Raw genomic sequence first — 12,874 nt, 5'->3', positions numbered from 1 at the left:
GGGAATTTAAAAACAAAAACGGCACTGGATAAAATCTCAGTGCCGTTTCCTAACTACTTGATGCTGCTTGGAATTCTTTGGGGTGGCTGATGGGACTCGAACCCACGACGACAGGAATCACAATCCTGGACTCTACCAACTGAGCTACAGCCACCACTGTTACTGCTTTTTGTTCTTCGCTGCTTTTGTGTTTCAGCAGCGAAGAACAAGATTATACGAACACTTTTGAATCTTGCAAAGCTTTTTTTTCAAAAACTTCTTCGGCCTCGTTCAGATACGCGCGCGCCTCGTCGAACACGGCCAGATCGGCACGCGCAAGCTTCTTGTTGTCGGACAGCACGCGACGCCAGCCGCGTGCGCCGGGCATGCCGCGATACAGGCCGAGCACGTGCCGCACGATCGCGCCGAGATAGGTTCCGCGCTTCAGTTCGGCCGCACAGTATTCGATCAGCTTCGCCTCGGCCTCTTCGCGCGTCGGCGCCGCTGCGGTCGATCCGTAGAAGCGCGCATCGACCTCCGCAAGCACGTACGGGTTGTGATACGCCTCGCGGCCGAGCATCACGCCGTCGACATGTTCGAGATGCTGCGCGACCTCGTCGAGCGTCGTGATACCGCCGTTGATGACGATCTCGAGCGACGGAAAATCGCGCTTCAACTGATACGCATAGTCGTACTTGAGCGGCGGGATCTCGCGATTCTCCTTCGGCGACAGCCCCTTCAGAATCGCATTGCGCGCATGCACGACGAACGTTTCGCAACCCGCCTCGGCCACCGTGCCGACGAAGTCGCGCACGAACGCGTAGTCCTCGACCGCGTCGACCCCGATCCGGTGCTTGACCGTGACCGGCACCGACACCGCATCGCGCATCGCCTTCACGCAGTCGGCGACGAGCTGCGGCTCGTTCATCAGGCACGCGCCGAACGCGCCGCGCTGCACGCGCTCGGACGGGCATCCGCAATTCAGGTTGATTTCGTCGTAGCCCCACTGCTCGCCGAGCTTCGCGGCGCGCGCGAGATCGTCGCGCTCGCTGCCACCCAGCTGCAGCGCGACCGGCGATTCGTTCGGCGTGAACGCGAGATGCCGCTGGGCATCGCCGAACAGCAGCGCGCCCGTCGTAATCATCTCCGTATACAGCCAAGTGTCGCGCGTCAGCGTACGGTGGAACGACCGGCAATGGCGGTCGGTCCAGTCGAGCATGGGCGCGACGGATACGCGGCGGGGAGGAAGCGAGGACGGTACGGACATGGATTTCGGGCAACAGGCCGGACGGCACGGAAACAACCTGACATTTTACCGCAAGACGGGCCGTACCTGCCCGGCAGGCAGGCTACCCCTCCCCCAGCTCCGCATCGACCGCCCTGCGCGCCTCGTCGAGCACGCGCTCGATCACGCGTCGTTCGGTCAGCAGGATCCCGTCGACCTTGACGAGCCGCCAGTCGATCCGCACGGCATCGCCCTGCAGCACGCGGTAGTGCGCACGTTCGCCGTCCCAGACCTGCTCGGTCTTCACCTCGATCTCGAAGCCGCGGTACGGCTCGCTGAAATCGCCGAGGTCGCTGCCTCTCGGTTCCATCGCTCGCTCCGTGGCGACGCAGCGCCAGGCCGCCCGTGCGGCCGGCGCCGTGCGCTCAATCGTATTCGTCGGATAAAAAGGATTTGCCATCGGCCGTCAGGTCGACCCGGTCGGCCGCCGCCTGATAGATCAGCCCCTCGTTCAGCAACGCGTAGACGACGTCGTCGAACGCGGCGGGAACCGGCCGGCTTTCACCGAACTGGTCGATCCACTTCAGCGCCTCAATGGCTTCGGGAGAAAGGATGGGGGTCATGCGTTGGCCTCCGGCATCGGTGTCGCTCCATCCTAGCACTTCGTCCGGACGTCGAATACCAAGGCAAACGCGCTGCACAAATGCCGGCCGGCGCCAACGGGCAGGTTGCCCGCGGCGCCGGACCGGCGCAGGACACACGGGCTCAGAGGCGTGCGATCGATACTTCAGTCGATTTCACGAGCGCGACGACTTCCGCGCCGACCTTCAGTTCGAGTTCGTCGACCGAACGGGTCGTGATCACCGACGTGACGATGCCGAACGGCGTCTCGACGTCGACCTCGGAGACCACGGATCCGCGAATGATCTCCTTGACCTTGCCCTTGAACTGGTTACGTACGTTGATTGCAGTGATGCTCATCAGGTTGATCGCTCCGAAGAAAAAGATCTCAGAACGGGCGGCAGCTGCCGCCCGGATTTAAACGGCCCAGCGGATCTGCCCGACCGGTCGAACGTTGTCTGCGTCATGCGCCGTGCCCTGGTCGGCCGCACCGGGCCCGCCGGCGAGCACGCGTTTCAGTACGCGATCCTCCAGCGCCGCAAACGCGGCCGACGCGCGGGCGCGCGGCCGGTCGAGCGGCACCGGCTGATCCAGCGCCACACGCCCCTGCTCGATGAGCAGGATGCGGTCGCCGAGCGCGACGGCCTCCTGCACGTCGTGCGTAACGAGCAGCGCGGTGAACCGATGTTCGCGCCACAACCGCTCGATCAGCGCATGCATCTCGATGCGGGTCAGCGCGTCGAGCGCGCCGAGCGGCTCGTCGAGCAACAGCAGTTGCGGCCGGTGCACGAGCGCACGTGCCAATGCGACACGCTGCCGCTGGCCGCCAGACAGTTGCGCGGGCCAGTCGTTCGCACGCTCCAGCAGGCCGACTTCATCGAGCACCGCGCGTGCCTGGTCGCGCGCGCCACGCCCGAGGCCCAGCATCACATTCTGCAGCACGGTCTTCCACGGCAGCAGGCGCGCATCCTGGTACATGATCCGCGTATCGAGCACGCCGCCGCCCTCGCCGCGCGTCTCGAGCGCGCCGCTGCTCGGCTGCTCGAGTCCTGCGACGAGACGCAGCAGCGTCGATTTCCCGCAGCCGCTGCGGCCGACGATCGCGACGAAGCTGCCGCGCGCGATGCCGAGCTCGACGTTGTCGAGCACCGTGCGTGCGCCGAAGCGCTTGCTGACATCCGACAGCGTCACCGCATCGTCGGGTGCCGGGCTTCCTGCCCGCCGCCGCGCGAGCGGAACGACGGATGCGCTGCCGTCACGTTCGAGGACCGCCGCGTCCCGCGCATCGCCGTCCGTGACGCGCGCCTGCGCCAGTTCGGCCTCGAGGTCTGCGCCGGCAAGCGGGCCGTAGGCGGCCGCCGAAGTCGTCGCATTCATGCCTTTGCTCCTGATTGATAAGCGGGGTGCCAGCGCAGCGTCACGCGCTCGAGCCATTTCGCCAGCACGTCGGCCAGCTTGCCGAGCACTGCGTACAGCAGGATGCCGACCACCACCACGTCGGTTTGCAGGAATTCACGTGCGTTCATCGTCATGTAGCCGATGCCCGACTGTGCGGAGATCGTTTCCGCGACGATCAGCATCACCCACATCAGCCCGAGCGCGAAGCGCACGCCGACGAGAATCGACGGCAGCGCACCGGGCAGGATCACGTCGCGGTATAGCGCAAAGCCGCGTACGCCGTAGCTCTTCGCCATCTCGATCAGGTTCGCGTCGACCGAGCGGATCCCGTGGTACGTGTTGATGTAGACCGGAAAGAACACCCCGAGCGCGACGAGAAACAGCTTCGCCTTCTCGTCGATGCCGAACCACAGGATCACGAGCGGAATCATCGCGAGCGCCGGGATGTTGCGGATCATCTGGATCGTCGAATCGAGCGCGACCTCGGCCGCCTTCGACAAGCCGGTCGCGAGCCCCAGCGCGAGGCCGACGCCGCCGCCGATCGCGAAACCGAACAGCGCGCGCCATGTGCTGACCTTCACGTTCGCCCACATTTCACCCGACGTCACGAGCGACCAGGCCGCACGCACGACCGCCACGGGTTCGGGCAGCACGCGGGTCGACAGCCAGCCGATGCGCGCGCCGACTTCCCATGCCGCCAGCAGCGCGAGCGGCACGAGCCACGGTGCGACGCCTCGCCATGCGCGGGCGGCCACGGCCGCGCCCGTCGTCGACGTTTTCGTTGTCATCGCAGGCCTCCTGTCACTCAGCTCTGGGCCGCTTTCGGCAGATAGCTGTTGCCGACGATCTCGCCGAACGGGCCCGACAGCGGGCCGGTCGCCTTCGCCGCGCCGCTGCCCTTGATCAGCGGGAACACGAGTTCCGCGAAACGGTACGACTCTTCCAGGTGCGGATAGCCGGACAGGATGAAGGTCTCGATGCCGAGATCCGCGTATTCGCGCATGCGCTCCGCGACCTGCTCCGGATTGCCGACGAGCGCGGTGCCCGCGCCGCCGCGCACGAGGCCGACGCCGGCCCACAGGTTCGGATACACCTCGAGCGCCTCGCGGCCGCCGCGCTTGCCGCCGTGCAGCGCGGCCATCCGGCGCTGGCCTTCGGAATCCATGTTCGCGAACGCCTTCTGCGCGCGTGCAATGGTTTCGTCGTCGAGGCGGCTGATCAGGCGCTCGGCATCGCGCCATGCTTCGTCCTCCGTCTCGCGCACGATCACGTGCAGACGAATGCCGAACTTGATCTTGCGACCGCGGGCCTCCGCGCGGGCGCGAATATCGGCGATCTTCTTCGCGACGGCCGCGGGCGGCTCGCCCCAGGTCAGGTAGGTGTCGATGTGATCGGCCGCGATCTCGTGCGCAGCCGGCGACGAACCGCCGAACCACAGCGGCGGATGCGGACGCTGCACGGGCGGATACAGCGCCTTGCCGCCCTTCGACTGCAGATGCTTGCCGATGTAGTCGAACCCGCCGTTGTCGTGCGACGCGGACAGCAGCCCGCGCCAGATGTTCAGGAAATCGTCGGTGATTGCGTAGCGCGTGTCGTGATCCGCGAACAGGCCGTCGCCTTCGAGTTCGGCGGCATCGCCCCCCGTCACGACGTTGATCAGCAAGCGGCCGCCCGACAGGCGGTCGAACGTCGCGGCCATCCGCGCCGACAACCCCGGCGACGCGATGCCGGGACGGATCGCGACCAGGAACTTCAGGCGCTGCGTCGCCGGGATGAGGCTCGATGCAACGACCCACGCATCCTCGCAGGAACGGCCGGTCGGCAGCAGCACGCCCTCGTAGCCGAGCGTATCGGCCGCAATCGCAACCTGCTTGAAGTAATCGTAATCCGCTGCGCGCGCACCTTCGGCCGTGCCGAGATAGCGGCTGTCGCCGTGCGTGGGAATAAACCAGAACACATTCATCTGCTGCTCCTGCTTGACTGTCCTTGCCGGAATTTGAAAAAGACACCGCCCTGCTCGCGTCGCGGACGCGCGGCGCATGCATGGTGTGCGTTCGAATCGGGATGGCTCGCCGGTCAGGCCGTGCAGCGGGCGAGGACGCGATTACACGGCTGTTTCTGGGAAATCAGTCTAGGGATCGGCGCAGGGCTTTGGAACGATTTTTTTGAGCTTAGGTTTTCCGCTTTCGTGATTAGCACGACGCTGGAGCGAATATCGCGGCGGGCGGGCCCTATAATGGCGCACCTATCCGAATAACTCCGCGCGGACGGCCCCGGCCGTGCGCGCCTGCGGTGCACTCATCGATGCAGAAAGTCATCCTGCCATTCCTGTCCGGCTTCCTGGCCGCCCTGTTCTTCCGCGAAGCCACGCTCGCCCTCCTTCATACGGCCGACCTGATCGCCGCAACCGGCTTCTCCACGCAGCCGTTCGCGCCGCTCGGCATTCCTGAATTTGTCGCGAATGCGCTGATCAGCGCGTGCTGCGCGATCCCGATGGCGTGGCTGCTGCGCGTCTCGCCGGAACGCGAGGCGTCGTGGATCGGCGCGCTGGTGTTCGGCGGCATCGTGCTGACGGCCGCCCGCGTGTTCGCGATCGATCCGCTGCGCGGCATCTGGCCGTCGGGCAACATGATGCCCGTGCTCGCGGCCGGCTTCGCGGCGAACGCGGTATGGGGCTTCGGCGCACTCGTGTTCATGCGCGCGTTCATGTCGGACGACGCAGGCGACGAGTAACGCGGGGCGCAAGCGCTATGCCCTTCGACCGCTGACCGGTCGACACCCATGAAAAAGGCCGCCTGCATGTGCAGGCGGCCTTTTCGTTTCCAGCTCGCGCTTCAATCAGTCCGACCGACGTCAGTCCTGCAGATTCCGCAGCGGATGCGTGTCGGGCGTCCACGGACTGTCGAACATCGCGAGCACGTCTGCACGATCGATGTCGGCGGCCGACTTGAAACGCCAGACCGGCTGGTGATCCTTGTCGACGATCAGCGCGCGCACGCCTTCGATCACGTCGCCGCGCGCGAACGTCGAGCGCGTGAGATCGAGATCGCGCCGCAGGCAATCGGCCATCGTCGCGCCGCGTGCGCGTTCGACGACTTCCAGCGACACGGCCATCGACAGCGGCGACAACTGTTCGCGCATCGCATGGGTCGCCTTCTCGCCCCATCCGTCGACGGCCCCGCAATCCTGCTCCGCGTCGAGCGACGCGAGGATCGCACCGATGTCCGGCTGCGCGAAATGCCGGTCGATCCCGGCGCGCGCGTCAGCCAGCGCCGACGTGTCGGGTGTCGGCACGACCTTGTGCGCGGCGGCCGCCTCGGCCACGCACGCGACGGCCTGTGCACCGCTGTCGATGCGCGCGTGACGCAGCGTGTCGAGCAGCGCAGGCAGCGCGGCATCGGGCAGGTAGACGTCGGCGAGCTGCGCGTACAGCGCGCCAGCCGCGTCGAGCGTCGCGCCGGTCACGGCGAGATAGCGGCCAAGCGCGCCGGGCGTGCGCGCGAGGAACCAGCTCATCCCGACGTCCGGGAACAGGCCGATACGCGTTTCCGGCATCGCCATCTTCGTCGAGTCGGTCACGACGCGCAGACCGCCCGTATGCCGCGCCGCCTGCGAAATACCCATGCCGCCGCCCATCACGACGCCGTGCATCAGCGCGATATAAGGCTTCGGATAGGTGAAGATCGTGTGGTTCAGCGTGTATTCCTCGATGAAGAACGTGTCGACCGCATCGCGGTCGCCGCGCTGCCACGCATCGTGGAAGAAGCGCACGTCGCCGCCCGCACAGAATGCACGCGGATGCGGACTGTGCACCACGACCGCGACGACCTCGGGATCGTCGCGCCACGCGTCGAGCGCCTGCTGCATCAGCCGGATCATGCCGACCGACAGCGCGTTCAGCGCCTTCGGCCGGTTCAGTTCGAGATAGCCGATGCGGTTCGCGACAGTCGCGCGTACGTCGGGCTGGGCGGATTCGGCGGCAACGGCAGCGGAAGTGGAATCGGTCATGAGGGCCATCCGGCAAATGGCAGTCGCACGCTCAGTGCGCCTGCATCTTCGAAAACAGGTTCAGCACCACGACGCCGGCGATGATCAGCCCGAGGCCGATCACGGCCGGCAGGTCCGGCACCTGGCGATAGAGCAGCATCGCGACGAGCGTGATCAGCACGATGCCGGCGCCCGACCAGACTGCATAGATGATGCCGACGGGCATCGTGCGCAACGTGAGCGACAGGCAATAGAACGCAATGCCGTAGCCGGCGACGACGAGCAACGACGGCCAGAGCCGCGTGAAGCCGTCCGCCGCGCGCAACGCGGACGTGCCGATCACTTCCGCGACGATCGCGATCGCGAGCCATGCGTAACCGGGAAGCTGCATCGCTCAGCTCCTTGCGAGGGCCAGCACGGCGTAGTCGTGACCGAGTTCGGCACACAGCGCTTCGACGACGAATTCGTGGTCCGCGCGCTGCGGCAGCCCGGACGCGGTGATCGAGCCGATCACGCCGGCGCCGGCGACAGTCAGCGGAAACGCGCCGCCGTGCGGCGCATACTCGGCGATCGGCAACCCGTGCTTGTCCGCCAGCGTCGCGCCCGCCTGCTGCATGCGCAGGCCGATGGCATACGAGCTGCGGCGGAAATGCGCGACGACGTTGCGCTTGCGGCGCACCCAGTCGGCATTGTCGGGCGTGGCGCCAGCGAGCGCCGCGTAGAACAGCGGCTGGCCGAACGTGACGATGTCGATCGCGACCGCATGGCCGCGCGACGTCGCGAGCGCATGCATCCGGTTGCCGAGCGCCCATGCGCGGGCCGGGTCGAAATGGGGAAACACAAGCGCCTGTTCCTGCGCGCCGATCGATTGAAGATCGTGAGCGATGTCCATGAATCCGTCGATACAGTAATGAGAGGCGCATCGGCGCCGATGCGATCGCGCACGGCCCCGCTGCCGCAGAGATGAAACAAACCGCTCGATTCTAGCGCACGCACCCACGCTACCGGCCCCACAAGCGGCGACAAGAAATTGTCAGAAAACGCTTGCACGCATTCGGGATAACCCATATAATTTATTTCTTCGACGGACGCGGGGTGGAGCAGTCTGGCAGCTCGTCGGGCTCATAACCCGAAGGTCGTAGGTTCAAATCCTACCCCCGCAACCAACGTCCAGATTCATGCAAAAAGCCCGGCCCAGTGCCGGGCTTTTTGTTTTTCCGTCGTGCCCCGCCCCTCTTCGCGCGCCCGCACCTTCCGCTGTCGGCGACACGCGGCCTGCACGCGCAGGCGTTCAAGAATGCCGTGCCCCGGTGATACACTCGCATCACCTCGTCCCTTCCACTCGACATGAAATTCTGCTCCGTCTGCGGTCACGAAGTCATCGCGCGCATTCCTCCGGGCGACAACCGCGAGCGCTTCGTCTGCGATCACTGCGGCACGATCCATTATCAGAATCCACGCAACGTCGTCGGTACGGTGCCGGTCTGGGGCGACCAGATCCTGCTGTGCCGCCGCGCGATCGAACCGCGCTACGGATTCTGGACGCTGCCGGCAGGCTTCATGGAAATGGGCGAGACGACAGCCGAGGCCGCCGCACGCGAAACGCTCGAGGAAGCCGGCGCGCGCGTCGAGGTGCAGAACCTGTTCACGCTGCTCAACGTGCCGCACGTGCACCAGGTCCACCTGTTCTACCTGGCGCGGCTCACCGATCCGGCGTTCGAGGCCGGCGAGGAAAGCCTCGAAGTGAAGCTGTTCGACGAAGCCGACATCCCGTGGGACGAGATCGCGTTCCCGACCGTCAGCCAGACCCTGCGATTCTTCTTCGCCGATCGCGCCGCGGGCGACTACGGCGTGCACACCGGCGATATCTTCCGCTCGCTGCGCAACGGCTGAGCCCCCGCCCCATGGTCCCCTGGCTCGGCCCGGACGATCCGTTTCCGCCCATCGAACGCGCGCTCGGCCCCGCGACCGGCGCGCCGGGGCTGCTCGCCGCGAGCGCCGACCTGCTGCCGTCGCGCCTCATCGACGCGTACCTGCGCGGCATCTTCCCCTGGTATTCGGACGGCCAGCCCGTGCTGTGGTGGAGCCCCGACCCGCGCATGATCCTCGTGCCGGCGGAATTCAAGGTGTCGCCTTCGCTGCGCAAGACGCTGAAGCGCGTGCTGCGCGAGCCGGAATGGGAAGTGCGCGTCGACTACGACTTTCCGGGCGTGATGCGCGCGTGCGCGCAGGCGCCGCGCCGCGGACAGCGCGGCACGTGGATCACGGCCGAAATCATCGACGCGTACACGTCGCTCTACCGCTCCGGCAATGCGCACAGCATCGAGACGTGGCACGACGGGCGACGCGTCGGCGGCCTGTACGGCGTGTCGTTCGGGCGGATGTTTTTCGGCGAGTCGATGTATGCGGACGCGACCGACGCATCGAAAATCGCGCTGGCCACGCTCGTCGCGCACCTTCGCGAGCAGGGGCTGGAGATGATAGACTGCCAGCAGAATACGTCGCATCTAGCGTCGCTCGGCGGCCGCGAGATCGCACGCAAGGCCTTTGTCGCTCACGTGCGCAGCGCGGTAGCCGAACCGCCAATTCCGTGGCAGTTCGACAAGCGCGTGCTCGCCGCGCTGACGGGCCGCACCGAAACGGCGGCCCCTTCCGGGATCGAGCGCTAGCGCGGCACTCCCTCCCTGCAACGAGAGCTGCCCATGACTCACCCGACTGAGCTGCCGCTTTCACCGCTTTCGGCGCTGCAATTCTATGCAACGGCGCCCTATCCGTGCAGCTATCTGGACGGCCGCGTCGCGCGCTCGCAAGTCGCGACGCCGAGCCACCTGATCAACTCCGACATCTACACCGAGCTCGTCAAGGCCGGCTTCCGGCGCTCGGGCGTCTTCACGTATCGGCCGTACTGCGACGGCTGCCGTGCCTGCGTGCCGGTGCGCGTCCCCGTCGACGCGTTCGCGCCGACGCGCACGCAGCGCCGGATGTGGAAACGGCACCGCACGCTCGTCGCGACGGTTTCGCCGCTGCACTACGACGAAGAGCACTACGCGCTCTACATGCGCTACCAGTCCGCGCGCCACGCGGGCGGCGGCATGGATCGCGACAGCCGCGACCAGTACGAGCAATTCCTGCTGCAGAGCCGGATCAACTCGCGTCTCGTCGAATTCCGCGACCTCGACGCACCGGGGGGCGAGCCCGGCAAGCTGCGCATGGTCAGCATGATCGACATCCTCGGCGACGGGCTGTCGTCCGTTTACACGTTCTTCGAGCCCGACGACCGGCACACGAGCTACGGCACCTACAACATCCTGTGGCAGATCGAACAGGCGAAGAGCCTCGGCCTGCCCTACGTGTACCTCGGCTACTGGATCCGCGAGAGCCCGAAGATGGCCTACAAGGCGAACTTCCACCCGCTCGAAGGGTTGGTCGACGGCCGCTGGAAGATACTCGATCCGGAACGGATCGACCTGCCGCCCATCGACGCGGCGCTGGCCCGCGCGCCGTTGCCGGGCGGGCACTCCGGCTCGGGCTGACGCGCGCCGCAGGGGCAACGAAGCAAAGCGCGCCCCTGCCGCGCAACTACCGGTAAAATAGCGGGTTGTCATTCATTCCGGCTGTCCGCCCTATTCCCGTGTTCAGTTCCCTCTATCCGCTGGCCCGCGCATCCCTGTTCAAGATGGATGCGGAAGACGCTCACCACCTCACGCTGCGCGCGCTCGGCGCAGCCGGCCGTACGGGCCTTGCCTGCGCGCTATCGGCCCGCGTGCCCGACGCGCCGCGCACCGTGATGGGGCTCACGTTCCGCAATCCGGTGGGCCTCGCGGCCGGCCTCGACAAGGACGGCGCGGCCATCGACGGCCTCGCGGCGCTCGGCTTCGGCTTCATCGAGGTCGGCACGGTCACGCCGCGCCCGCAGCCCGGCAACCCGCGCCCGCGGATGTTCCGCCTGCCGGAGGCCGAAGCGCTGATCAATCGGATGGGCTTCAACAACCACGGCGTCGACCAGTTCGTGAAGAACGTCCAGGCCGCCCGCTATCGCGGCATCCTCGGCCTGAACATCGGCAAGAACGCCGATACGCCGATCGAGCGCGCCGCCGAGGACTACCTGTACTGCCTCGAGCGCGTGTACCCGTTCGCGAGCTACGTGACGATCAACATTTCGTCGCCGAACACCAAGAACCTGCGCCAGCTGCAGGGCGCGGGCGAGCTCGACGCGCTGCTCGCGGCGCTGAAGGACAAGCAGCAGCGCCTCGCCGACCTGCACGGCAAGCTCGTGCCGCTCGCGCTGAAGATCGCCCCCGATCTCGACGACGAGCAGGTCAAGGAAATCGGCGACACGCTGCTGCGCCACAAGATCGAGGCGGTCATCGCCACCAACACGACACTGTCGCGCGCGGCCGTCCAGGGCCTGCCGCATGCGGACGAAGCCGGCGGCCTGTCGGGCCGCCCCGTGTTCGACGCGTCGAACGCAGTGATCCGCAAGCTGCACGCCGAAGTCGGCAGCGAAGTGCCGATCATCGGCGTCGGCGGCATTTTCTCGGGCGAGGACGCCCGCGCGAAGCTCGCGGCCGGCGCGGCGCTCGTCCAGCTTTACACCGGCTTCATCTACCGCGGCCCGGCGCTCGTGTCGGAATGCGTGAAGGCGATCGCTCGCGAGCGCACCGCGTAATATAGACATAAACAAACTATATTTAATAATTGATAGCGTTTTTGCTATCATCGGCCGACTATCAGAATCATTGACCCGGACAGGGCAAGGACACACACGATGAAATTTTCGCTGCTGAAGAAGCTGCTGGTTGCCGGCCTGATCGGCACGTCGTTCGCCGCCGCCACCGCGCATGCAGCCGACCTCCTCGACCAGGTGAAACAACGCGGCACGCTGCGGGTCGGCCTCGAAGGCACGTTCCCGCCGTTCAACTCGAAGAACCCGCAGGGCGAACTCGTCGGCTTCGACGTCGACATCGCGAAGGCCGTGGCCGCGAAGCTCGGCGTGAAGCCGGAATTCGTGACGACCGAATGGAGCGGCATCATCGCGGGCCTGCAGGCCGGCAAGTTCGACGTGATCGCCAACCAGGTCGGCATCACCGACAAGCGCAAGGAAACGCTCGACTTCTCGCCGGCGTACACGTACTCGTCCGCGCAGCTGATCCAGCGCAAGGACGACACGCGTGACTTCAAGTCGCTGGAGGACCTGAAGGGCAAGAAGCTCGGCGTCGCGCTCGGCACGAACTACATGGACATGGCGAAGTCGGTGCCCGGCATCGACGTGAAGACGTACCCGGGCGCGCCCGAGTACCTGCGCGATCTCGCGGCCGGCCGTCTCGACGCGGCGCTCAACGACCGCCTGATGCTCGCATACCTGACGAAGAATTCGCAGCTGCCGCTGCGCCCGGGCGCGAACGTCGGTTCGGCGAACCCGTCGGGCATCCCGTTCAAGAAGGGCAGCCCGAAGTTCCAGAAGGCGATCGACGACGCGATGGCGCAACTCGAAGCCGACGGCACCTTCACGAAGATCTCGGACAAGTGGTTCGGCATCGACGTGACGAAGCCGATCAAGTAAGCACGCCTGCATTTCCCGCCTGACGGCGGGCCGGAAAGGGCGGCATCCGTAATGATGCCGCCCTTTGTTTTATGCGTCCGGTTTATGATTGCGCTTTCGCG

General features: G+C 66.2%; 16 protein-coding genes and 2 tRNA genes. 7 read left to right on the top strand and 11 right to left on the bottom strand.

The features are described from left to right. Positions 1 to 78 precede the first annotated feature (78 nt). The 8 genes from G3N64_RS05605 to ssuD form a co-directional block, all read right to left on the bottom strand. A tRNA-His gene (locus G3N64_RS05605) sits at positions 79 to 154 on the bottom strand. A gap of 57 nt (positions 155 to 211) precedes the next feature. Next, entirely contained in the window at positions 212 to 1,198 is a 987-nt protein-coding gene (gene dusA, locus G3N64_RS05600) for a tRNA dihydrouridine(20/20a) synthase DusA (RefSeq protein WP_241020786.1), read from the bottom strand. 130 nt (positions 1,199 to 1,328) lie between these two features. Further along, a complete protein-coding gene (locus G3N64_RS05595) occupies positions 1,329 to 1,574 on the bottom strand; it encodes a hypothetical protein (RefSeq protein ID WP_205782740.1) in 246 nt (81 codons plus the stop codon). Positions 1,575 to 1,629: 55 nt separating this feature from the next. Then, complete coding sequence (locus G3N64_RS05590) at positions 1,630 to 1,827, bottom strand: hypothetical protein (protein WP_027787628.1); 198 nt, start codon at positions 1,825 to 1,827, stop codon at positions 1,630 to 1,632. A 142-nt stretch (positions 1,828 to 1,969) separates the two neighbouring features. Continuing rightward, complete coding sequence (locus G3N64_RS05585; RefSeq protein ID WP_006476104.1) at positions 1,970 to 2,185, bottom strand: TOBE domain-containing protein; 216 nt, start codon at positions 2,183 to 2,185, stop codon at positions 1,970 to 1,972. A 57-nt stretch (positions 2,186 to 2,242) separates the two neighbouring features. After that, on the bottom strand, positions 2,243 to 3,202 hold the full coding sequence (locus G3N64_RS05580; RefSeq protein ID WP_205782739.1) for an ATP-binding cassette domain-containing protein: 960 nt from the start codon (positions 3,200 to 3,202) through the stop codon (positions 2,243 to 2,245). After that, positions 3,199 to 4,011 carry an aliphatic sulfonate ABC transporter permease SsuC gene (gene ssuC / locus G3N64_RS05575; protein WP_069247868.1) on the bottom strand — a complete coding sequence of 271 codons (813 nt, stop codon included), beginning with the start codon at positions 4,009 to 4,011 and terminating at the stop codon, positions 3,199 to 3,201. Before ssuC ends, G3N64_RS05580 begins: the two co-directional genes overlap by 4 nt. Before the next feature lie 17 nt (positions 4,012 to 4,028). After that, positions 4,029 to 5,186: an FMNH2-dependent alkanesulfonate monooxygenase gene (gene ssuD / locus G3N64_RS05570; RefSeq protein WP_205782738.1), complete on the bottom strand. Its 1,158-nt coding sequence runs from the start codon at positions 5,184 to 5,186 to the stop codon at positions 4,029 to 4,031. 341 nt (positions 5,187 to 5,527) lie between these two features. Between ssuD and G3N64_RS05565 the strand changes: the two genes are divergently transcribed. Then, a complete protein-coding gene (locus G3N64_RS05565; RefSeq protein ID WP_006484223.1) occupies positions 5,528 to 5,956 on the top strand; it encodes a hypothetical protein in 429 nt (142 codons plus the stop codon). Positions 5,957 to 6,076: 120 nt separating this feature from the next. Here the strand turns inward: G3N64_RS05565 and G3N64_RS05560 are convergent, their stop codons facing one another. Genes G3N64_RS05560 through G3N64_RS05550 form a run of 3 tightly spaced genes read right to left on the bottom strand, consistent with a single transcriptional unit; the run spans position 6,077 to position 8,102 of the window. After that, entirely contained in the window at positions 6,077 to 7,231 is a 1,155-nt protein-coding gene (locus G3N64_RS05560) for an enoyl-CoA hydratase/isomerase family protein (protein WP_205782737.1), read from the bottom strand. Positions 7,232 to 7,262: 31 nt separating this feature from the next. After that, positions 7,263 to 7,601 carry a multidrug efflux SMR transporter gene (locus G3N64_RS05555; protein WP_175007018.1) on the bottom strand — a complete coding sequence of 113 codons (339 nt, stop codon included), beginning with the start codon at positions 7,599 to 7,601 and terminating at the stop codon, positions 7,263 to 7,265. A 3-nt stretch (positions 7,602 to 7,604) separates the two neighbouring features. Further along, positions 7,605 to 8,102 (bottom strand): heme-degrading domain-containing protein, encoded by a 498-nt coding sequence (locus tag G3N64_RS05550; protein ID WP_205782736.1) that lies wholly within the window; start codon positions 8,100 to 8,102, stop codon positions 7,605 to 7,607. Between the two features lie 197 nt (positions 8,103 to 8,299). Between G3N64_RS05550 and G3N64_RS05545 the strand changes: the two genes are divergently transcribed. The 6 genes from G3N64_RS05545 to G3N64_RS05520 all read left to right on the top strand — a co-directional run bounded on the left by G3N64_RS05545 (position 8,300) and on the right by G3N64_RS05520 (position 12,773). Beyond that, a tRNA-Met gene (locus tag G3N64_RS05545) sits at positions 8,300 to 8,376 on the top strand. Positions 8,377 to 8,557: 181 nt separating this feature from the next. Then, entirely contained in the window at positions 8,558 to 9,103 is a 546-nt protein-coding gene (locus tag G3N64_RS05540) for an NUDIX hydrolase (protein WP_011351855.1), read from the top strand. Positions 9,104 to 9,114: 11 nt separating this feature from the next. Continuing rightward, entirely contained in the window at positions 9,115 to 9,879 is a 765-nt protein-coding gene (gene aat / locus G3N64_RS05535) for a leucyl/phenylalanyl-tRNA--protein transferase (RefSeq protein ID WP_205782735.1), read from the top strand. Between the two features lie 33 nt (positions 9,880 to 9,912). Beyond that, positions 9,913 to 10,743, top strand: a complete 831-nt coding sequence (locus G3N64_RS05530) for an arginyltransferase (RefSeq protein ID WP_205782734.1) — start codon at positions 9,913 to 9,915, stop codon at positions 10,741 to 10,743. A gap of 98 nt (positions 10,744 to 10,841) precedes the next feature. Continuing rightward, complete coding sequence (locus tag G3N64_RS05525; protein WP_205782733.1) at positions 10,842 to 11,879, top strand: quinone-dependent dihydroorotate dehydrogenase; 1,038 nt, start codon at positions 10,842 to 10,844, stop codon at positions 11,877 to 11,879. 99 nt (positions 11,880 to 11,978) lie between these two features. Next, the gene (locus G3N64_RS05520) at positions 11,979 to 12,773 is read left to right on the top strand and encodes a cystine ABC transporter substrate-binding protein (protein WP_205782732.1); all 795 of its coding nucleotides are present in this window, start codon (positions 11,979 to 11,981) and stop codon (positions 12,771 to 12,773) included. The last annotated feature ends 101 nt before the right edge of the window (positions 12,774 to 12,874 follow it).

This window comes from Burkholderia sp. Ac-20344, from assembly GCF_017104975.1.
In the GTDB taxonomy this organism is placed as follows: domain Bacteria; phylum Pseudomonadota; class Gammaproteobacteria; order Burkholderiales; family Burkholderiaceae; genus Burkholderia.
This window is presented reverse-complemented; position numbering and strand designations above follow the sequence as displayed.

Bases quoted from the DNA above. Each gene is read 5' to 3' on its own strand.
- G3N64_RS05590 (WP_027787628.1), bottom strand. From the start codon at position 1,827: ATGACCCCCATCCTTTCTCCCGAAGCCATTGAGGCGCTGAAGTGGATC.
- G3N64_RS05580 (WP_205782739.1), bottom strand. From the start codon at position 3,202: ATGAATGCGACGACTTCGGCGGCCGCCTACGGCCCGCTTGCCGGCGCA.
- G3N64_RS05560 (WP_205782737.1), bottom strand. From the start codon at position 7,231: ATGACCGATTCCACTTCCGCTGCCGTTGCCGCCGAATCCGCCCAGCCC.
- G3N64_RS05595 (WP_205782740.1), bottom strand. From the start codon at position 1,574: ATGGAACCGAGAGGCAGCGACCTCGGCGATTTCAGCGAGCCGTACCGC.
- ssuD (WP_205782738.1), bottom strand. From the start codon at position 5,186: ATGAATGTGTTCTGGTTTATTCCCACGCACGGCGACAGCCGCTATCTC.
- aat (WP_205782735.1), top strand. From the start codon at position 9,115: ATGGTCCCCTGGCTCGGCCCGGACGATCCGTTTCCGCCCATCGAACGC.
- dusA (WP_241020786.1), bottom strand. From the start codon at position 1,198: ATGCTCGACTGGACCGACCGCCATTGCCGGTCGTTCCACCGTACGCTG.
- G3N64_RS05555 (WP_175007018.1), bottom strand. From the start codon at position 7,601: ATGCAGCTTCCCGGTTACGCATGGCTCGCGATCGCGATCGTCGCGGAA.
- ssuC (WP_069247868.1), bottom strand. From the start codon at position 4,011: ATGACAACGAAAACGTCGACGACGGGCGCGGCCGTGGCCGCCCGCGCA.
- G3N64_RS05585 (WP_006476104.1), bottom strand. From the start codon at position 2,185: ATGAGCATCACTGCAATCAACGTACGTAACCAGTTCAAGGGCAAGGTC.
- G3N64_RS05530 (WP_205782734.1), top strand. From the start codon at position 9,913: ATGACTCACCCGACTGAGCTGCCGCTTTCACCGCTTTCGGCGCTGCAA.
- G3N64_RS05540 (WP_011351855.1), top strand. From the start codon at position 8,558: ATGAAATTCTGCTCCGTCTGCGGTCACGAAGTCATCGCGCGCATTCCT.
- G3N64_RS05520 (WP_205782732.1), top strand. From the start codon at position 11,979: ATGAAATTTTCGCTGCTGAAGAAGCTGCTGGTTGCCGGCCTGATCGGC.
- G3N64_RS05565 (WP_006484223.1), top strand. From the start codon at position 5,528: ATGCAGAAAGTCATCCTGCCATTCCTGTCCGGCTTCCTGGCCGCCCTG.
- G3N64_RS05550 (WP_205782736.1), bottom strand. From the start codon at position 8,102: ATGGACATCGCTCACGATCTTCAATCGATCGGCGCGCAGGAACAGGCG.